The 18,194-nt window shown below is 61.7% G+C and carries 18 protein-coding genes; 4 read left to right on the top strand and 14 right to left on the bottom strand.

The annotated features are described in order from the left end of the window. Positions 1-43: 43 nt before the first annotated feature. Positions 44-709: a fumarylacetoacetate hydrolase family protein gene (locus ACP691_RS15610; RefSeq protein WP_426151697.1), complete on the bottom strand. Its 666-nt coding sequence runs from the start codon at positions 707-709 to the stop codon at positions 44-46. Between the two features lie 210 nt (positions 710-919). Here ACP691_RS15610 and serA point away from each other — a divergent pair, with 210 nt between their 5' ends. Next, complete coding sequence (gene serA, locus ACP691_RS15605) at positions 920-2,149, top strand: phosphoglycerate dehydrogenase (RefSeq protein ID WP_426151699.1); 1,230 nt, start codon at positions 920-922, stop codon at positions 2,147-2,149. 40 nt (positions 2,150-2,189) lie between these two features. Here the strand turns inward: serA and ACP691_RS15600 are convergent, their stop codons facing one another. Both ACP691_RS15600 and ACP691_RS15595 read right to left on the bottom strand, forming a co-directional pair. Beyond that, positions 2,190-2,681: a DUF523 domain-containing protein gene (locus ACP691_RS15600; protein WP_426151701.1), complete on the bottom strand. Its 492-nt coding sequence runs from the start codon at positions 2,679-2,681 to the stop codon at positions 2,190-2,192. After that, on the bottom strand, positions 2,678-3,301 hold the full coding sequence (locus ACP691_RS15595) for a 2OG-Fe(II) oxygenase (RefSeq protein ID WP_426151703.1): 624 nt from the start codon (positions 3,299-3,301) through the stop codon (positions 2,678-2,680). Before ACP691_RS15595 ends, ACP691_RS15600 begins: the two co-directional genes overlap by 4 nt. Positions 3,302-3,433: 132 nt before the next feature. Here ACP691_RS15595 and ACP691_RS15590 point away from each other — a divergent pair, with 132 nt between their 5' ends. Then, complete coding sequence (locus tag ACP691_RS15590; protein WP_426151705.1) at positions 3,434-4,168, top strand: DUF2059 domain-containing protein; 735 nt, start codon at positions 3,434-3,436, stop codon at positions 4,166-4,168. Between the two features lie 28 nt (positions 4,169-4,196). Here the strand turns inward: ACP691_RS15590 and ACP691_RS15585 are convergent, their stop codons facing one another. The 8 genes from ACP691_RS15585 to ACP691_RS15550 form a co-directional block, all read right to left on the bottom strand. After that, a complete protein-coding gene (locus ACP691_RS15585; RefSeq protein ID WP_426151707.1) occupies positions 4,197-5,135 on the bottom strand; it encodes an alpha/beta hydrolase in 939 nt (312 codons plus the stop codon). A gap of 57 nt (positions 5,136-5,192) precedes the next feature. Next, complete coding sequence (locus tag ACP691_RS15580; RefSeq protein ID WP_426151709.1) at positions 5,193-6,089, bottom strand: ABC transporter permease subunit; 897 nt, start codon at positions 6,087-6,089, stop codon at positions 5,193-5,195. Beyond that, positions 6,086-6,967: an ABC transporter permease subunit gene (locus ACP691_RS15575; protein WP_187375306.1), complete on the bottom strand. Its 882-nt coding sequence runs from the start codon at positions 6,965-6,967 to the stop codon at positions 6,086-6,088. Before ACP691_RS15575 ends, ACP691_RS15580 begins: the two co-directional genes overlap by 4 nt. Positions 6,968-6,999: 32 nt before the next feature. Next, positions 7,000-8,142 carry a polyamine ABC transporter ATP-binding protein gene (potA, locus tag ACP691_RS15570; RefSeq protein ID WP_426151711.1) on the bottom strand — a complete coding sequence of 381 codons (1,143 nt, stop codon included), beginning with the start codon at positions 8,140-8,142 and terminating at the stop codon, positions 7,000-7,002. 51 nt (positions 8,143-8,193) lie between these two features. Further along, entirely contained in the window at positions 8,194-9,258 is a 1,065-nt protein-coding gene (locus tag ACP691_RS15565; protein WP_426151814.1) for a polyamine ABC transporter substrate-binding protein, read from the bottom strand. Positions 9,259-9,451: 193 nt separating this feature from the next. Then, the gene (locus ACP691_RS15560; protein WP_426151713.1) at positions 9,452-10,549 is read right to left on the bottom strand and encodes a polyamine ABC transporter substrate-binding protein; all 1,098 of its coding nucleotides are present in this window, start codon (positions 10,547-10,549) and stop codon (positions 9,452-9,454) included. 103 nt (positions 10,550-10,652) lie between these two features. Then, the gene (locus ACP691_RS15555; RefSeq protein ID WP_426151715.1) at positions 10,653-12,017 is read right to left on the bottom strand and encodes an aspartate aminotransferase family protein; all 1,365 of its coding nucleotides are present in this window, start codon (positions 12,015-12,017) and stop codon (positions 10,653-10,655) included. A gap of 46 nt (positions 12,018-12,063) precedes the next feature. After that, positions 12,064-13,422, bottom strand: coding sequence for a glutamine synthetase family protein (locus tag ACP691_RS15550; RefSeq protein WP_040259485.1), 1,359 nt, complete (start codon positions 13,420-13,422; stop codon positions 12,064-12,066). A 718-nt stretch (positions 13,423-14,140) separates the two neighbouring features. Between ACP691_RS15550 and ACP691_RS15545 the strand changes: the two genes are divergently transcribed. Next, the gene (locus ACP691_RS15545; RefSeq protein ID WP_040259484.1) at positions 14,141-15,517 is read left to right on the top strand and encodes a glutamine synthetase family protein; all 1,377 of its coding nucleotides are present in this window, start codon (positions 14,141-14,143) and stop codon (positions 15,515-15,517) included. Positions 15,518-15,690: 173 nt separating this feature from the next. Further along, a complete protein-coding gene (locus ACP691_RS15540) occupies positions 15,691-16,335 on the top strand; it encodes a TetR/AcrR family transcriptional regulator (protein WP_426151718.1) in 645 nt (214 codons plus the stop codon). An 18-nt stretch (positions 16,336-16,353) separates the two neighbouring features. Here ACP691_RS15540 and ACP691_RS15535 read toward each other — a convergent pair whose 3' ends face one another. Genes ACP691_RS15535 through ssuC form a run of 3 tightly spaced genes read right to left on the bottom strand, consistent with a single transcriptional unit; the run spans position 16,354 to position 18,188 of the window. Continuing rightward, positions 16,354-16,569 (bottom strand): TOBE domain-containing protein, encoded by a 216-nt coding sequence (locus ACP691_RS15535; RefSeq protein WP_040259480.1) that lies wholly within the window; start codon positions 16,567-16,569, stop codon positions 16,354-16,356. A gap of 21 nt (positions 16,570-16,590) precedes the next feature. After that, positions 16,591-17,394 (bottom strand): aliphatic sulfonates ABC transporter ATP-binding protein, encoded by an 804-nt coding sequence (gene ssuB / locus ACP691_RS15530; RefSeq protein ID WP_426151816.1) that lies wholly within the window; start codon positions 17,392-17,394, stop codon positions 16,591-16,593. Positions 17,395-17,396: 2 nt separating this feature from the next. After that, complete coding sequence (gene ssuC, locus ACP691_RS15525; RefSeq protein WP_426151721.1) at positions 17,397-18,188, bottom strand: aliphatic sulfonate ABC transporter permease SsuC; 792 nt, start codon at positions 18,186-18,188, stop codon at positions 17,397-17,399. Positions 18,189-18,194: the final 6 nt, after the last annotated feature.

Here is an 18,194-nt window from a genome sequence, read left to right as displayed (position 1 = left end):
GCGATGTGAAAAAACCGCGAAGGACGCGGGTTTCCCGCAGTGCTCAAAGTACCCGAGTCTGTACCTCGATGGCGCCCGGCAGCGCCAGTATCAGCTCATCGCCGGACTCGAGCGCTCCGACGCCGGCCGGCGTGCCGGTCATGATGACGTCCCCGGCCAGCAGCGAGAAGTGCCCGGCCATGTACTGGATCGTCTTGACGATCGGGTTGAGCATCTTGGCGCTGGTGTCGTCCTGACGCACCTGGCCGTTGAGCGTCAGCCGCAGCGGAATCGCGGTCAGGTCTTCGAAGGCGGACGCGGCAACGAAGGGGGTGAGCACGCAGGCGCCGTCGAATGACTTGGCCAACTCCCAGGGCAGGCCCTTTTCCTTGAGCCTGGCCTGCACATCCCGCAGGGTGAGGTCCAGCGCCGGGGCGAAACCGGAAATGGCGTCGAGCACTTCCTCTTCGCTCGGCTGGGTGGACAGCGCCTTGCCCAGCAGCACCGCGATTTCCGTTTCGTAATGAACCGAGCCGCGCCCGCTGGGGATCTTGAAGCCGCCCGCGGCTGGCACCACGCAGCTGCCCGGCTTGATGAACAGCAAGGGCTCGGTAGGCACCGGGTTGTTCAGCTCGTGGGCGTGCTCGGCGTAGTTGCGGCCAATGCAGACTACCTTCCCCAAGGGGAAATGGATGTGGGTACCGTCGGCATACTGGTGCTGATAGCTCATCGTCGACTCCTGGAGGGCAGAACCTGCAAGCGAACCCGCGAACCGCTCATGGGGCGCCTGAGCCATATTCACGTCTCAGGGCGGGCGCCAGGGAAGGCGGACATGCTAGCATACGCCCCCGCCCTGGCGCTGCCAGACGCGGCGCCCAGCGCGAGCGCAGCGGGTTTTTCCCCTTTCCTGCCCTTTTTTCCGGAACCCAGGTTTAAGCAGATGAGCAAGACTTCTCTCGACAAGAGCAAGATCAAGTTCCTTCTTCTCGAAGGCGTACACCAGACTGCCGTGGACACGCTCAAGGCGGCCGGTTACACCAACATCGAGTACCACTCCAGTTCCCTGCCGGAAGCAGAGCTGAAGGAAAAGATCGCGGAAGCTCATTTTCTCGGCATTCGCTCGCGGACTCATCTGACGGAAGAACTGTTCGACAGCGCCAAGAAGCTGGTGGCGGTAGGCTGCTTCTGCATTGGCACGAACCAGGTGGACCTCAATGCCGCCCGCGAGCGCGGTATCGCCGTCTTCAACGCCCCCTATTCCAATACCCGTTCGGTGGCCGAACTGGTGCTGGCCGAAGCCATCCTGCTGTTGCGCGGGATTCCCGAGAAGAACGCTTCCTGCCATCGTGGCGGCTGGATCAAGAGCGCGGCGAACTCCTTCGAGATCCGTGGCAAGAAGCTTGGCATCGTCGGCTATGGTTCCATCGGTACCCAGCTGTCGGTGCTGGCCGAAAGCCTGGGCATGCAGGTGTTCTTCTATGACCCCCTGACCAAGCTACCCCTGGGCAACGCTACCCAGGTACCTACCCTCAAGGAGTTGCTGGGCCTGGCGGACATCGTTTCGCTGCACGTACCCGAGCTGCCCTCGACCAAGTGGATGATTGGCGAGGAAGAAATCCGCTCCATGAAGAAGGGCGGCATTCTGATCAACGCCGCCCGCGGCACCGTGGTGCGCCTGGAAGCCCTGGCTGAAGCCATCAAGGACAAGCACCTGATCGGCGCCGCCATCGACGTGTTCCCCGTGGAACCGCGCAGCAACGATGACGTGTTCGAAAGCCCCCTGCGTGGCCTGGACAATGTCATCCTTACCCCGCACATCGGTGGCTCCACCGCTGAAGCACAGGCCAACATCGGGTTGGAAGTGGCGGAAAAGCTGGTCAAGTACAGCGACAACGGTACCTCGGTTTCCTCGGTCAACTTCCCCGAGGTGGCCCTGCCGGCTCACCCAGGCAAGCACCGCTTGCTGCACATCCATGAAAACATTCCTGGCGTGCTGAGCGAGATCAACAAGGTGTTCGCCGAGAACGGCATCAACATCTCCGGCCAGTTCCTGCAAACCAATGAAAAGGTCGGCTACGTGGTGATCGACGTGGACGCCGAGTACTCCGACCTGGCCCAGGCCAAGCTGCAGCAGATCAAGGGCACCATCCGCTGCCGCGTGCTGTTCTGATGATCGCGGCCACTTCTCCGAGGGGAAGTGGCCGCAGTCTTCAAGGTTCCAGGCGCCGCAAAAACGCCTCTACCTGCTCCAACTGCCCTTCGTTGAATACCTTCACCCCTGCCTGCGCCAGCAAGGCCGCGGCCACGCCTTCCCCTGTCACTCGCCGTCCGCTGAAGCTGCCGTCGTAGGTCTGCTCGTTTCCGCATGACGGGCTGTTGGCCTTGAGGACGGCCACGCGGATGTCATGGGCACGAACCAGCGCCAGCGCAGCCTCGGCCCCCACAAGAAACGATGCGGTCACGTCCTCGCCCGTGCTGGCGATGATGCGCGCCTGGCCGGCAAGCACTGCGCGGCCTTGACCGCCGTCGATTTCCGCGGGAGGTCGCGGTGTTGGCAAGCCGCCGGCGACTTCCGGGCACAGTGGCACGACGCGCCCTTCGGCCTGCCAGGCCTTCAGCAGCGCCCAGTACCCGCTGGCCTGGCCGTCATAACGCACGGGTTCGCCTAGCAGACAACGGCTGACCAGCACCTTGGCTGTCATAAGGGCGAGGCGCCTCGGCGCCGGAACCAGCCGGTCAAGGACATGCGCTCTCGACGCGCAGGAAGTACTTCGTGGGGAATCTGGTCGGAAAGAAAAACCACCAGGGCACCGCCGGTGGGAACAACCTCATGCTGGCGTTCATGGGGAAGATAGAGCCGCAGTTGACCGCCATCTTCCGCAAGCCACGCCTGGTTCAGGTAGAGCACCGTGGAAACGCTGCGGCGGTCGTCATCGTTGAAACGATCCAGGTGGCGCTTGTAGCAAGCTCCGGGCGGGTAACAGGCGTAATGGCTCTCAAAGTCCTCCAGGCCCAGGTACAGCGCCTGGTTCAGGCTTCGCCGCAGGCTGTCCATGATGCCCAGGTAGCGGTCGGTGGGCTCGCTCTGGCCTGGCTCCAGCCACTGGATGGCATCGCCACGTATACCTTCGCGCACCTGGGCGGTGGCGCCTCGGCCCGTGGCCGCCGGGGTCAACGCGCCCGCCAGGGCACGCGCCTGGCATTCCTTGGCCAAGGCCTGGGTCAGGGTGTCGGGCAGGAAGATGGTTTGCTGGGACCAGCCATGGTCGGCCAGGTCCGAAGCGATACGCAGGAATAGCGGATGGTCGAGTGAAATAGTCATGCGCTCATGGTAGCGGCCAGTGCCCTGGCTTCACAACGTTGCCAAAAACGCTTTCATCGCTCGCCGCCTCGCCTCTCTCGACAAACGCGGCCGCCCACACAGACAATAGCGCCCTGCCGACAGGAGTCCTCCATGCGTCGTTTTCTTTCCGTTGTGTTGCTGCTCTGCGCCTTGCCGGCCTGGGCGGACGTGCACGACGAACTCTACAAGGCAGCGGGCTGGCCGGAGCAGCGAGGACACTTCACCGAAGCCTTGCGGGCCGCGCAACAACGCTACCAGAACAGCTTGCCCCCGGCGGTGTTCCAGGCGCTGGTGAACAATAGCAACCAGCGCTTCGCCCCCCAGGCCATGGACCAGCGGGCCGAAGCCAGCCTGCGCCAGGCGCTGGCACGACCGCAGCCGGCCCTGGCCTTCTTCCAGTCGCCCCTGGGACGCAAGATCGTCGCCGCCGAACTGCTGGCTACCCGCGCCGACCAGCTGGCCCGCAATGCCCAAGGGTTGCCCAAGATGCAGGCCAGCGATACCCGGCAACTGCTTATCGGCCACCTGGCCCGTGCCCTGCCTGCTCGCGAAGCCGGTGCTGAAGTGAGCCTGGCCATTGCAGGCGTAGCCGCCGACAGCCTGAGCTCGATGATTCCCGGCCTGCTCGGAGGCGGTTCTGCGCCAGGGCTGCTGGAAGGCCAACGTGAACGTCTCGAGCAGCAGATAGGCGCGGACCTGGACAACACCCTGCTCTACGTCTATCGCGAACTGAGCGATCCCGAGCTGGAAGAATTCGTAGCCTTCGCCGAATCGGCGGACGGCCAGGCCTACTACCAAGCAGCCTTGGCAGCGGTACGCGCGGGGCTGGCGGTGGGTACGCGCTGAGGGCGCCTGGCCTTGGCACCGGCCCGCGCTACAGACGCTCGCGCAAGTGCGAAAGGTAATGTTCGCGAATCCGCGTCGTCTCGTTGGCCAGATGATGCCGGCCCTGAGGCAGACGCAGGATTTCGGGCTGCCTGAATTTGCGCTCCAGGACCTTGAGGTTATAGCGCCAGTCCACGGTCATGTCCTGCTCCCCCTGAACGATCAGGGGGCTGCGCTCACAGCCGGGAGCGGCCTCGATGCGCTTGACCCACTGCACCAGCGCGCCTACCCAGGCCGTGGGCAGGCGCAGCGGCTGTAGCGGATCGGCCTGGAGAAACGCCAGGAAAGCCGGATCGTTACTGTTCTCGCTGAAGCGCCGGGCGACTCCGTCCACGAACGGGCGCAGCGCGTGGTAACTGAGCTTGGACCACCCCCACGCCCGGGGCCGTACCAAGGGCGCCAACAACATCAGCTGCCCGTCGATGGGGCTGCGCTGAGCCTGATGCAATGCATGGTCGATGAATATCGCACCGCCTGTACTCTGCCCCAGCGCGTGCCAGGGCCGAGGAAGCGTCAGGCTACCGGCCTGGATCAGCAGGCTGTCCAGTACTGACTGGTAGTGGGCGAAATCCTGGATGCTTGCCCGCGTGCCGCTGGACAACCCATGGCCCGGCAGGTCGCATGACAACACCGCCAGGCCGCAGTCCAGCGCCCAGTCTACCAAGTGCCGGAACAGCCCCATGTGGTCATAGAAACCATGCAATAGCAGCAAGGTGCCGCGAGGTTGCGGCGGGAGCCAGGCCTGGGCGACCACATCGAAGCCTTCAACCTCGAAACGCCCCAGCAGGCTGGTGAAACGGACCCCGCAGCCCGGCAGGTCGAGCCCGTAGAAACGCTGGTAGGCTGCCCCGTGATCGCAAGGCGGCCGGGCATCGGCGAGAAGGGGGAGGCTGGCGCGCAGCTGGTCTGGATGGAAGGTAGCGGACATAAGGGTTACCCGGTTATGCGGGTAACCCTACCGCCACCTTTCCCTGGACACAAGGGCTCAGGCGGAGACAGCTTCGGCCTTGGCCCGACGGGGGTCCGGCTGTGCCGAGTTGGCCTGGGCGGCCTCCTCGATCGCTTGCTGGATGGCCCGACGGCGACGCTCTTCGGCTCGGCGGCTGAAGAACCAGACCAGGAAGGTGAAGATCGACACCACCAACAGGATGAGGCTGGCGATGGCGTTGATCTCCGGCTTGACGCCCAGGCGCACCTGGGAGAATACCTCCATCGGCAGGGTGGTGGAGCCGGGGCCGGCCACGAAGCTGGCCAACACCAGGTCATCCAGGGACAGGGCGAACGACATCATGCCGCCGGCTGCCAGGGAAGGCGCGATCATGGGGATGGTGATCAGCATGAACACCTTCCAGGGCCTCGCGCCCAGGTCCATGGCCGCCTCCTCGATGGACAGGTCCAGCTCACGCAGCCGCGCCGACACCACCACCGCCACATAGGCCGCGCAGAAAGTAGTGTGGGCAATCCAGATGGTCGGCACGCCGCGTTCCTGCGGCCAGCCCACCACCTGTGCCATGGCGACGAACAGCAACAGCAGCGAGAGACCGGTGATCACTTCCGGCATCACCAGGGGCGCGGTGACCAAGCCGCCGAACAAGGTACGCCCCTTGAAGCGAGGCACACGGGTCAGCACGAAGGCCGCCAGCGTGCCGAGGAACACCGATGAAAGGGCGGTGTAGGTGGCGATCTCCAGCGAGCGGAACACGGCGCTCATCAGCTGATCGTTGTGCATCAACCCCACGTACCACTTCACCGACCAGCCTCCCCAGACCGTCACCAGCCGGGACGCGTTGAAGGAGAAGATCACCAGGATGACCATGGGCGCATAGATGAACAGCAGGCCCGCCCACAGCATGAAGGTGGAAAAACGCCAGCGCGAAGTCATACCTTGCCCTCCATCTCTTTGGCCTGGCTACGGTTGAAGAGCAGAATGGGCACGATCAACAGGGCCAGCATCACTACCGCCAGGGCCGATGCCACCGGCCAGTCACGGTTGTTGAAGAACTCCTGCCACAATACCTTGCCGATCATCAGGGTTTCCGGCCCGCCCAGCAGTTCCGGAATCACGAACTCACCCACCACCGGGATGAACACCAGCATGCAGCCGGCCACGATGCCGTTCTTCGACAGCGGCACGGTGATCTTCCAGAAGTTGTTGAAGCGGCTCGAGCCAAGGTCCGACGCGGCTTCGAGCAGGCTGTGATCGTGCTTGACCAGGTTGGCGAACAGGGGCAGGATCATGAACGGCAGATAGGAATAGACCACGCCGATATAGACCGCCAGGTTGGTGTTGAGGATCTGCAGTGGCTGGTCGATCAGGCCCAGGTACATCAAAAGGCCGTTCAAAAGACCGTTGTTGCTCAGCAGGCCCATCCAGGCGTACACCCGGATCAGGATCGCCGTCCAGGTCGGCATCATGATCAGCAGCAGCAGCACTGTCTGGGTTTCTTTCTTGGCCACGGACATGGCGTACGCCATGGGGTAGCCGATCAGCAGGCACAAGAGCGTGCTGAAGAACGCCATCTTCAGCGAGCCGAGGTAGGCCGAGAAGTAAAGTTCGTCGTCACCCAACAGCAGGTAGTTCGCCAGGTTGAGAGCGATATCGATCTTGCCTTCGGCGTACTGCCAGATTTCCGTATAGGGCGGAATGGCCACATCCGCCTCGGCGAAACTGATCTTCAATACGATGAAGAACGGCAGCATGAAGAACAGGAACAGCCACAGGAACGGGATGCCGATCACGACCTGGCGGCCGCCAGGCACCCACCGGTTATAGATACGCTTGAGTTTCTTGTTCATGAGCGAAGCACCACGCCGCTGTCGTCTTCCCACCATACGAACACTTCATCGTCCCAGGTCGGCCGGGCGCCGCGACGCTCGGCGTTGGCCACGAACGACTGTACGATCTTGCCGCTGGGCAACTGTACGTAGAACACCGAATGCCCGCCCAGATAGGCAATGTCATGGACCTTGCCGCGAGACCAGTTGTGCTCGGTCGGCGGCTGTTCGGTGGTGACCAGCAGCTTTTCCGGGCGAATGGCGTAGGTCACGCTCTTGTCTTCGGCCGCGGTACTCACACCGTGGCCCACGTAGATGCTGCGCTCCAGTTCAGGGGAACTGATCAGGGCATAGCCTTCCATGTCCTCGACCACTTCGCCGTCGAACAGGTTGACGTTACCGATGAACTCGCACACCAGCCGGCTGGTAGGCGTTTCGTACACGTCGATGGGGCTACCGATCTGAGCGATCCAGCCCAAGTGCATGATGGCGATACGCTGGGCCATGGTCATGGCTTCTTCTTGGTCGTGGGTCACCATCACGCAGGTCACACCCACGCGCTCGATGATTTCCACCAGTTCCAGCTGCATCTCCGAACGCAGTTTCTTGTCCAGCGCCCCCATGGGCTCGTCCAGCAGCAAGAGCTTGGGACGCTTGGCCAGGGAGCGCGCCAGGGCCACCCGCTGGCGCTGGCCGCCAGACAACTGGTGCGGCTTGCGCTTGGCGTACTGGGTCATGTGCACCAGCTTGAGCATTTCGGCGACCCGCGCGTCGATTTCCGCGGCGGGCATCTTGTCCTGCTTGAGGCCGAACGCGATGTTCTGGGCCACCGTCATGTGCGGGAACAAGGCGTAAGACTGGAACATCATGTTGATGGGCCGCTTGTAGGGCGGCATATCGGTGATGTCCACTCCGTCGAGGAAGATTCGCCCTTCGGTCGGCCGCTCGAACCCGGCAAGCATGCGCAACAGCGTGGATTTACCCGAGCCCGATCCCCCCAGCAGGGCGAAGATCTCACCCTTGTGGATCTGCAGGGACACATCGTCCACGGCGATCGTCTCGTCGAACTTCTTGGTGACCCGATCGATCTTGACCAACACCTCTTTAGGGTGTTGCCCGCCTTCGAGGGCTTTCTTATAGGCACTGGAGGCAACGGCCATCAACGAACTCCCAACGTTTCACAGGCCCGCCGCGAGGCGGGTAAAGGTTAATTATTTGCCCGTCTTGATGCGCGTCCAGGAACGGGTCATCAAGCGTTGAATGTTAGGCGGCAGCTCGTGGCTGACGTACGCCTTTTCGAGCACGTCCTGTGGCGGATACACCGCAGGATCTTGGCTCACGGCTTCGTCCATGTCGGACTTGGCCTCCGGATTCGGGTTGGCATAGCCCACATAGTCGCTCACCTGAGCGATCACCTTGGGCTCCAACAGGTAATTGATGAAGGCATGGGCCTGCTTCGGATCCGGTGCATCGGCGGGAATGGCCAGCATGTCGAACCACAGGTTGCCTCCTTCCTTGGGTACGGCGTAGGCAACGTTCACACCGTTCTTGGCTTCACTGGCGCGGTTGCGCGCCTGGAACACGTCTCCGGAGAACCCGGCGGCCACGCAGATGTTTCCGGAGGAAAGGTCCGTGATGTATTTGGAGGAATGGAAATAGCGCACGTACGGGCGCACGGCGAGCAGCTTGGCTTCAGCCTTCTTGTAGTCGTCCGGGTTGGTGCTGTTGGGGTCCAGCCCCAGGTACTGCAGCACGGCAGGCATCATTTCGTCAGGCGAGTCGAGGAAGGCGACGCCACATTTCTGTAGTTTCTTCATGTTCTCGGGCTCGAAAATCGTCGCCCAGGAATCGATCTTTTCCACGCCCAGGGCGGCCTTTACCTTGGCCACGTTGTAGCCGATGCCATTGGTGCCCCACAGGTAGGGCACGGCGTACTGGTTGCCGGGATCGTTGGCTTCCAGGCGTTTCATCAGGGTCGGGTCGAGGTTTTTCCAGTTGGGCAATTGGCTGCGGTCCAGCTTCTGGAACACGCCAGCCTTGATCTGCTTACCCAGGAAATGGTTCGACGGTACCACCACGTCATAGCCGGTATGGCCTGCGAGCAGTTTACCCTCGAGGGTTTCATTGGAATCGAAGACGTCATAGGAAGGCGTGACGCCCGTGGCCTTTTCAAAGTCCGCCAGGGTCGTTTCACCGATGTAGTCCGACCAGTTGTAGATCTTTACCGTCCCTGCCGCGTGGGCGCCAGCCGTGAAGGCAAGCCCGAGGGTGAGCATTATCGCCTTGCTTATTAAGGAGTCAGACAAGTGAAATATCCTCTCGAAATATTCTTTCAGACGGCAACCAACCGACCGGAATCTAAAACCGGCGCGCAACTTACCTTCGATACGCCCTCTGGGCAAAATTAAATCGTAAACATTCGCCCTGGCTTGCCAGGCACAGCCGCCCGGCAAGCCCTGGAGCGGGCGCTTATTTGCCCGACTTGATCTTGGTCCAGCTACGGGTCATCTCACGCAGCGTAGGCTGGGGCAGATCGGCGATCGCGTAGAACTTGGCTTTCACCTCGTCGGACGGGTAGATGCTCGGGTCCGACTTGATGGCATCGTCCACGAATTCAGTGGCGGCCTTGTTACCGTTCGGGAACTGAACGGCGTTGGTGATCTTGGCCATGTTCTTGGGCTCAAGGAGGAAGTTCATGAAGGCATAGGCGGCCTCCTTGTTTTCCGCATCCTTGGGAATCGCGACCATGTCATAGAAGGTGCCGGCGCCTTCCTTCGGAATGGCGTAGCTGACCGTCACCTTGCCACCGGCTTCCTCGGCGCGGGACTTGGCCTGCTGCACGTCGCCCGAGTAGCCGACCGCTACGCAGATGTTGCCGGTAGCCAGGTCAGAGATGTACTTGGAAGAATGGAAATAAGTGATGTTCGGGCGGATGCTCAGGAAAAGATCTTCGGCTTTCTTCAAGTCTTCCTTCTTGGTGGTGTTGGTCGGCAGCCCCAGGTAGTGCAAGGCGACCGGCAGCATCTCGGTAGGCGAATCCAGGAAGCTGACCCCGCAGGATTTCAGCTTGGCGATGTTCTCAGGCTTGAGCAGCACATCCCAGGAATCGATCTTGTCCACGCCCAGCGCGGCCTTGACCTTGGCAGGGTTGTAACCGATGCCGATGGTGCCCCACATGTAGGGGAAGGCATGCTTGTTGCCCGGGTCGCTGGCATCGCCCACGGCCTTGAGCAGGGACTCGTCCAGGTTCTTCCAGTTCGGCAGTTTGGCCTTGTCCAGTTCTTCGTAAACGCCGGCCTTGTTTTGCTTGGCAAGGAAGTTGTTGGACGGTACTACGATGTCATACCCGGATTTGCCGGCCAGCATCTTGGCTTCCAGGGTTTCGTTGCTATCGTAGACGTCATATACCACCTTGATTCCGGACGCCTTCTCGAAGTCGGCGACAGTGTCGGGCGCGATATAGTCAGACCAGTTGTAGACGTGCAGGACTTTGTCATCCGCGTGCGCTGCCCCGGCCGCGGCGGCCACGAGGGACATGGCGAGCAGCGTCTTGCCAAATTTCTTCATGCGTAATGCTCCAAATTTTTTGATTAACCACCCGCTCACCGCCAGCGCCTGGCCAGCGGGTGATCCGGCGCCTAGGCTAACGCGCCTGGGTACAGACTAGCATTTAGCCATTTATCGCATTAAGGGTCAGGTCCAGGCACAACCGCGCCTTGCTTACCAGTTCATCCACGTCCGCCTCGGTCATCACCAGCGGAGGCGCAATGATCATGGTGTCGCCCACGGCGCGCATGATCAGGCCATTGTCGAAGCAGAACTGCCGGCAGACCATGCCTACACCACGACCTTCATAACGCTCGCGCGTGGCTTTGTCCTTTACCAGCTCGATGGCGCCTAGCATGCCTAACCCACGGACCTCGCCCACCAGCGGGTGGTCTTCGAGTTCCCGCAAGCGCTTTTGCAAATATGGTGCCGTTTCGCTTCTCACCCGTTCAATGATCTTTTCTTCATGGAGCAGGCGCAGGTTGGCCAGACCGACAGCGGCCGCCACCGGATGCCCTGAGTAGGTGAACCCATGATTGAAATCGCCGCCTTCGCTGATCACCTTGGCGACGCGATCACGCACGATCACGCCACCCATGGGCACGTAACCCGAGGTAAGGCCCTTGGCGATGGTCATCAGGTCCGGCTTGAGCTGGTAATAATCGCTACCGAACCACTCGCCCGTACGGCCGAACCCGCAGATGACCTCGTCGGCGACGAAGAGGATGTCGTACTTGGCCAGGATTTCCTTGATGCGCGGCCAGTAGCTGTCCGGCGGAATGATGACCCCGCCAGCGCCCTGGATCGGCTCGGCGATGAAGGCCGCTACCTGGTCCTCGCCCAGCTCCAGGATCTTTTCTTCCAGCTGGTTCGCCGCCCACAGGCCGAACTCATCCGGGCTCATATCGCCGCCTTCACCGAACCAGTACGGCTGCGGGATGTGAGCGATGCCCGGGATCGGCAGGTCGCCCTGCTCGTGCATTCCGGACATGCCGCCGAGGCTGGCGCCGGCCACGGTGGAGCCGTGGTAGCCATTGACCCGACCGATAATGGTTTTCTTGCCAGGCTTGCCTTGCAATGCCCAGTAATGGCGAACCAGGCGCAGGACGGTATCGTTGCCCTCGGAGCCCGAGCCGGTGAAGAACACGTGGCTCATGCCGTCAGGCGCCACCTGCACCACTGCCTGGGCCAGTTCCAGGGCAGGCGGGTGCGCCGTCTGGAAGAACAGGTTGTAGTAAGGCAGCTCACGCATCTGCGCGGCCGCGGCCTGTACCAGTTCTTCTCGGCCGTAGCCTACCGCCACGCACCACAGGCCCGCCATGCCATCCAGGATCTTGTGCCCTTCGCTGTCCCAAAGGTGAACGCCCTGGGCCTTGGTGATGATCCGCGGACCTTTTTCCTTCAGTTGCCTATAGTCGCTGAAGGGCGCCAGGTGGTGATCCCCGCTGAGGGCCTGCCACTGCAGGGTTTGTGGACTCTTAGTGCTCATCATTCCTCTCCTGGGCCGGCCCGAGATGGGCGGCGGTCCGCATCGATCAGACCGCGAACAACAGGAACTCCCGTTCCCACGAACTGATCACGCGCTTGAAATTCTCATGCTCGGCACGCTTGACCGCTACATAACCGGTCACGAACTTGCGACCGAGGTATTTCTCCACCGTTCGGCAATTTTCCATGCGCTCGAGCGCATCCTCGATGGTCAATGGCAGGCGCAGGTTGCGGCGCTCATAGCCACGACCGTGCACCGGCGCGCTGGGCGGAATGCCCTCGACCATGCCAATGAAGCCACACAGCAGGCTGGCCGCGATGGCCAGGTAAGGGTTGGCATCCGCGCCCGGCAGGCGGTTTTCCACTCGGCGATTCTGTGGCGTGGCGTCTGGCACGCGCAGGCCCACGGTACGGTTTTCCTCGCCCCATTCGACGTTGACCGGCGCCGAGGTATCGGGCAGGAAGCGGCGGAATGAGTTCACATTGGGCGCGAACAGTGGCAGCAATTCGGGAATGAACTTCTGCAAGCCACCCACATGGTGCAGGAACAACTGGCTCATGGAGCCATCTTCGTTTGAAAAGATGCTCTTGCCAGTTTCCACGCTCACCACGCTCTGGTGCAGATGCATGGCGCTGCCAGGCTCGCCGGTCATGGGCTTGGCCATGAAAGTAGCGGCCACGTTGTGCTTGAGCGCGGCCTCGCGCATGGTGCGCTTGAACACCACGATCTGATCGGCCAGGGACAGAGCGCTGCCATGACGGAAGTTGATTTCCATCTGGGCGGTGCCGTCTTCGTGAATGAGGGTGTCCAGGTCCAGGTTCTGTAGCTCGCACCAGTCATAGACGTCTTCGAACAGAGGGTCGAATTCGTTCGCGGCCTCGATGGAGAACGACTGGCGACCGGTTTCCGGGCGCCCGGAGCGACCGATCGGTGGCTGAAGAGGGAAGTCCGGATCATCGCAGCGCTTGGTCAGGTAGAACTCCATTTCCGGCGCCACGATTGGCTGCCAACCACGATCAGCGTAGAGCTTGAGCACCTTTTTCAATACGTTGCGCGGAGACAGCTCGATCGGGTTGCCCTGCTTGTCGTAGGTATCGTGAATCACCTGGGCGGTGGGCTCGATGGCCCAAGGCACCAGGAACACTGCGTTTTCGTCCGGGCGGCAGAGCATGTCGATATCGGCCGGGTCGAGCAACTCGTAATAGATGTCGTCTTCGACGTAATCACCGGTAACGGTTTGCAGCAGCACGCTTTCCGGCAAGCGCATGCCCTTTTCGGCGATGAACTTGTTGGTAGGCGAAATCTTGCCGCGAGTGATGCCGGTCAGGTCGCTGATCAGGCATTCGACTTCGGTGATCTTGTGCTTCTTCAACCAATCCGTGAGCTGGTCGAGGTTGGTACTCATAAATACCTCAGGAGGCAAGGCGCCCGGCCTCTATGGCCGAAGGTGACCGACGCGGCAGCGTCAGCAGGTGGCGCGAATGTTCCTGGCCTCCCGCAAGGGGCCAGGCGCTGTGCCGCAAATATGCAAGGGCTGCTTCGATGGGGCCGGGCGCGGGCAGGGATGCGCCGCTAACCTGGGCCGATGAGGCGAACGGGTGCACGAGAGCGACTTCTGGCAGTATGTTAATACGAACCTGCGCCGGTTCGTGACGCGCTTCAGTCGAGCCGAAGGCATTGTAGTGATAGGGTGTGCCTGACCGAGCATGCGGCCGCGTATTGCGACCGCAAACGCTACGAGGTCGGCAAGACCTTTGCAGCATAAGGCAAGATGTAGCGACGTGAAGAGCCGCGAGCACTGCGGTGCGAGCCAGGCAGTTGCGCCCATATATAGCAGGCGTGCCATGATATTCCCCGTTATTGTTGCTGTTATGGGATGCGACCGAGCTTAGCGCTGTTCAATTTTTTATACAACACCCTGTAAAGAATTCACCACGCCTGGGTTTTTGCGGAAATAATGACGGAAAATTCAGGCGTTATTTGCACCAGACGAGGGCATGGGTAGCACGAAAAGCCCTTTCATGAGGCGCAGCTGGGCCAGCTTGACTTCGGATTGGCTTTCGGATTGACTGAACTGGTTCTAAGCCAATGATTGATATTTTTAACAACAAAGGTGTTGCATCATGTCGGTACCCCCGCGTGCCGTTCAGCTGAACGAAGCAAACGCATTCCTCAAGGATCATCCTGAGGTTCTGTACGTCGACCTTCTGATTGCAGATATGAATGGTGTAGTGCGTGGCAAGCGCATCGAGCGCACCAGCCTGCATAAGGTGTATGAGAAAGGCATCAATCTTCCGGCGTCCTTGTTCGCACTGGACATCAACGGGTCCACGGTGGAAAGCACCGGCCTGGGCCTGGACATCGGTGATGCCGATCGCATCTGCTACCCCATCCCCAATACCTTGAGCAATGAGCCCTGGCAAAAGCGCCCCACGGCGCAATTGCTGATGACCATGCATGAGCTCGAGGGCGAGCCGTTCTTTGCCGACCCTCGAGAAGTGCTGCGCCAGGTCGTGCAGAAGTTCGATGAGCTGGGCCTGACCATTTGCGCAGCCTTCGAGCTGGAGTTCTACCTGATCGACCAGGAGAACGTGAACGGCCGGCCTCAGCCTCCGCGCTCGCCGATTTCCGGCAAACGTCCACAGTCTACCCAGGTGTACCTGATCGACGATCTGGACGAGTATGTGGATTGCCTGCAGGACATCCTCGAAGGCGCCAAGGAGCAACGCATCCCCGCCGACGCCATCGTCAAGGAGAGCGCCCCGGCCCAGTTCGAGGTCAACCTGCACCATGTGGCAGACCCGCTACGGGCCTGCGACTATGCAGTGCTGCTCAAGCGATTGATCAAGAACATCGCCTATGACCACGAGATGGACACGACCTTCATGGCCAAGCCCTATCCGGGCCAGGCGGGCAACGGTCTGCATGTGCATATCTCGATCCTGGACAAGGACGGCAAGAACATCTTCACCAGCGAGGATCCCGAGCAGAACGCCGCATTGCGCCATGCAATCGGCGGTGTGCTCGAGACCCTGCCGGCCTCCATGGCCTTCCTTTGCCCCAACGTCAACTCCTACCGCCGTTTCGGTGCTCAGTTCTACGTCCCCAACTCCCCGACCTGGGGCCTGGACAACCGCACCGTGGCGCTGCGAGTACCCACGGGCGCGCCCGATTCGGTCCGTATCGAACACCGGGTCGCCGGCGCCGATGCCAACCCCTACCTGCTGATGGCAGCGGTGCTGGCGGGCATCCACCATGGTCTTACCAACCAGTGCGATCCGGGAGAACCTCTGGAAGGCAATGCCTATGAGCAGACTGAACCGAGCCTGCCGAACAACCTGCGCGATGCCTTGCGGGCCCTGGATGACAGCGAAATCATGGCCAAGTACATCGACCCCAAGTACATCGATATCTTCGTGGCTTGCAAGGAAAGCGAACTGGAGGAGTTCGAACACTCCATCTCGGACCTGGAATACAACTGGTACCTGCATACGGTGTGAATGAAGGTTCAACCAGCGCCAGTGGGCGAATCCGGCTGCATTCGATGCCTGTTCGCCAGCTGGTGCTGGCTCCCACCGAGTTTTCAAGCCTATTCGCCGATTGGCGCTGGTGCCAACCGGTACCAGAAGGCTTGCTGTGCCTTTAGAATGCGGGCTGCCTCCAGGAGCCCGTCATGCCGCGCACCATTACCTCCCGTAAACCCCGCCAACGCAGCCAGGCGCGTATCGATGCCATCCTTGCCGCGGCACGCTCCATCCTGGCCGAGGCTGGCGTGGCAGGCCTTTCCATCTACGCTGTGGCGGAACTGGCAGGCATTCCCCCTTCCTCCGTCTACCATTTCTTCCCTAGCGTGCCTGCCTTGCTGGAAGGGCTGACGGCAGACATCCACGCCGCCTTCCGCGCCTGCCTCCAGACACCGATCGACAGCCATAGTCTGACGACCTGGCGCGACCTGTCCCGGCTGGTGGAAGAGCGCATGCTTGGGCTGTACAACGAGGATGCCGCGGCTCGCCAGTTGATTCTGGCGCAGCATGGCTTGAGCGAGGTGACCCAGGCCGACCGCCAGCATGACATCGAGCTGGGCGCCTTGATGCAAGCTCTCTTCGCCCGTCATTTCGTGCTGCCGCAACTCCCTGAAGAAGTGGACGTCTTCACCCTGGCCATGGAGCTGGGCGACCGGGTATACGCGCGCTCAGTGCAGATGCATGGCGTGATCACGCCGCGCCTGGCCGAGGAAGGCATGCGGGTATTCGATGCGTATCTTGGGCTGTACCTGCCCCCGTACCTGGCCCGCCGGGGCCAGGACACAGGGGAGTGAAGCAGGCCCGCGGGGCAGTCACAGCTTGGCGATGGACACCTCGGTGGATTTCACGAAGGCGATCACCTCACTGCCTACCGCCAGTTCCAGCTCCTTTACCGAGCGCGTGGTGATCACGGAGGTAACGATACCCGAGGCCGTCTGCACATCGATCTCCGAGAGCACGGGGCCTTCGATGATTTCCTTGACGGTGCCTTTGAACTGGTTGCGAACGTTGATGGCTTTGATGGTCATGGTGTTTTCCTCGATTGACTTTCAATAAGCCCAGCGCAACTGCGTAGGCAAGGGTTGAACAGGTTCCTGCGGCGCATCCTGGCCAGGCAACGACAGCACCCGCTCCAGGATGCGACTTTCCAGCCCGGCCAGGGCGTAGGAGCCTCGCTGCCGTGGGCGTGGCAGATCGACCGCCAGGTCCAGGCCAATCTGGCCTTCTTCGATCAGGATCACGCGGTCAGCCACGGCTACCGCTTCAGCGACGTCATGGGTCACCAGCACCACGGTGAAACGATGCTGCTGCCACAGGCGCTCCAGCAGTTGCTGCATTTCGATGCGGGTGAGGGCATCGAGCGCGCCCAGGGGTTCATCCAGCAATAACAGTCGTGGCTGGTGAATCAGCGCCCGGGCCAGGGCAACCCGCTGCTTTTGCCCACCCGAAAGCGCTGCCGGCCACTCCCCGGCCCGCTCGGCCAGGCCTACGGCCTTGAGCGCGTCCAACGCCTGGGCTTTCCAATTGCCCTTCAGGCCCAGCCCAACGTTTTCGATCACCGTTTTCCAAGGCAGCAGGCGCGGCTCCTGGAACATCAGGCGAGTACCGTCACGCACGCTTTCCAGGCTGCCCTCGTCGCTGCCCAGACTGCCGCCGCTGGGCTTGTCCAGGCCAGCAAGCAAGCGCAACAACGTACTCTTGCCGCAACCGCTGCGGCCTACCACGGCCACGAACTGGCCCAGCGGAATGTGAAGGTCGATGCCCTTGAGTACCTGACGCCGGTCGAAGGTACGGGTCAGCCCCCGCACATCCACACTGATGCCACGCAAGAAATGAGGCGTCTCGTTCAGGATGCTCACGCCCTGGCCTCCTTGGCGCCCTGGTAGGCCGGATGCCAGCGCAACCAGGCCCGCTCCAGGCCTCGGGCGGCCAGATCGGCCAGCTTGCCCAGCACGGCATAGAGCACGATGGCCAGGACCACTACGTCGGTTTGCAGGAATTCGCGTGCATTCATCGCCAGGTAGCCGATGCCGGAGCTGGCGGAAATGGTTTCGGCCACGATCAGCGTGAGCCACATGAAGCCCAGGGCAAAACGCACGCCCACCAGGATCGACGGCAGCGCGCCCGGGAGTATCACCTGCCAGAACAGCGCCAGGCCTGATAGGCCGTAACTGCGCGCCATCTCCAGCAAGGCCGGGTCGACATTGCGGATACCGTGATAGGTGTTGAGATAGATAGGGAACAAAGTGCCCAAGGCTACCAGGAAGATCTTCGCCGACTCGTCGATGCCGAACCAGAGGATCACCAAGGGAATCAACGCCAGGTGCGGCACGTTGCGGATCATCTGGACGGAGCTGTCCAGCAAGCGCTCACCCCAGCGGGACAGCCCGGTCAGGAACCCGAGGCCCAGTCCGATGCTGCCGCCTATGGCAAAGCCCACGGCGGCGCGCCAGCTGCTGATGGCCAAGTGTTTCCAAAGGTCACCCGACTGTACCAGGGCTACTCCCGCCTCTAGCACGGCGCTGGGCGCGGGCAGGATGCGGGTAGACAGCCAGCCCGCGCTGACCGCCAGTTGCCACGTCGCCAACATCACCACGGGCAAGGCCCAGGGGGCCAGGCGTTCAGTGGTTCTACGCGCAATGCTCATGGCCCC

The sequence above is a fragment of the Pseudomonas sp. DC3200b2 genome, from assembly GCF_049895785.1.
In the GTDB taxonomy this organism is placed as follows: Bacteria; Pseudomonadota; Gammaproteobacteria; order Pseudomonadales; family Pseudomonadaceae; genus Aquipseudomonas; species Aquipseudomonas massiliensis.
The sequence above is the reverse complement of the archived record's forward strand: the minus strand, read 5'-3'. Positions and strand labels throughout refer to the sequence as shown.

What these genes read in the sequence shown, in the direction of transcription:
- ACP691_RS15610 (WP_426151697.1), bottom strand. Translation starts at nt 709, where the DNA reads ATGAGCTATCAGCACCAGTATGCCGACGGTACCCACATCCATTTCCCC.
- serA (WP_426151699.1), top strand. Translation starts at nt 920, where the DNA reads ATGAGCAAGACTTCTCTCGACAAGAGCAAGATCAAGTTCCTTCTTCTC.
- ACP691_RS15600 (WP_426151701.1), bottom strand. Translation starts at nt 2,681, where the DNA reads ATGACAGCCAAGGTGCTGGTCAGCCGTTGTCTGCTAGGCGAACCCGTG.
- ACP691_RS15595 (WP_426151703.1), bottom strand. Translation starts at nt 3,301, where the DNA reads ATGACTATTTCACTCGACCATCCGCTATTCCTGCGTATCGCTTCGGAC.
- ACP691_RS15590 (WP_426151705.1), top strand. Translation starts at nt 3,434, where the DNA reads ATGCGTCGTTTTCTTTCCGTTGTGTTGCTGCTCTGCGCCTTGCCGGCC.
- ACP691_RS15585 (WP_426151707.1), bottom strand. Translation starts at nt 5,135, where the DNA reads ATGTCCGCTACCTTCCATCCAGACCAGCTGCGCGCCAGCCTCCCCCTT.
- ACP691_RS15580 (WP_426151709.1), bottom strand. Translation starts at nt 6,089, where the DNA reads ATGACTTCGCGCTGGCGTTTTTCCACCTTCATGCTGTGGGCGGGCCTG.
- potA (WP_426151711.1), bottom strand. Translation starts at nt 8,142, where the DNA reads ATGGCCGTTGCCTCCAGTGCCTATAAGAAAGCCCTCGAAGGCGGGCAA.
- ACP691_RS15565 (WP_426151814.1), bottom strand. Translation starts at nt 9,258, where the DNA reads ATGCTCACCCTCGGGCTTGCCTTCACGGCTGGCGCCCACGCGGCAGGG.
- ACP691_RS15560 (WP_426151713.1), bottom strand. Translation starts at nt 10,549, where the DNA reads ATGAAGAAATTTGGCAAGACGCTGCTCGCCATGTCCCTCGTGGCCGCC.
- ACP691_RS15555 (WP_426151715.1), bottom strand. Translation starts at nt 12,017, where the DNA reads ATGAGCACTAAGAGTCCACAAACCCTGCAGTGGCAGGCCCTCAGCGGG.
- ACP691_RS15550 (WP_040259485.1), bottom strand. Translation starts at nt 13,422, where the DNA reads ATGAGTACCAACCTCGACCAGCTCACGGATTGGTTGAAGAAGCACAAG.
- ACP691_RS15545 (WP_040259484.1), top strand. Translation starts at nt 14,141, where the DNA reads ATGTCGGTACCCCCGCGTGCCGTTCAGCTGAACGAAGCAAACGCATTC.
- ACP691_RS15540 (WP_426151718.1), top strand. Translation starts at nt 15,691, where the DNA reads ATGCCGCGCACCATTACCTCCCGTAAACCCCGCCAACGCAGCCAGGCG.
- ACP691_RS15535 (WP_040259480.1), bottom strand. Translation starts at nt 16,569, where the DNA reads ATGACCATCAAAGCCATCAACGTTCGCAACCAGTTCAAAGGCACCGTC.
- ssuC (WP_426151721.1), bottom strand. Translation starts at nt 18,188, where the DNA reads ATGAGCATTGCGCGTAGAACCACTGAACGCCTGGCCCCCTGGGCCTTG.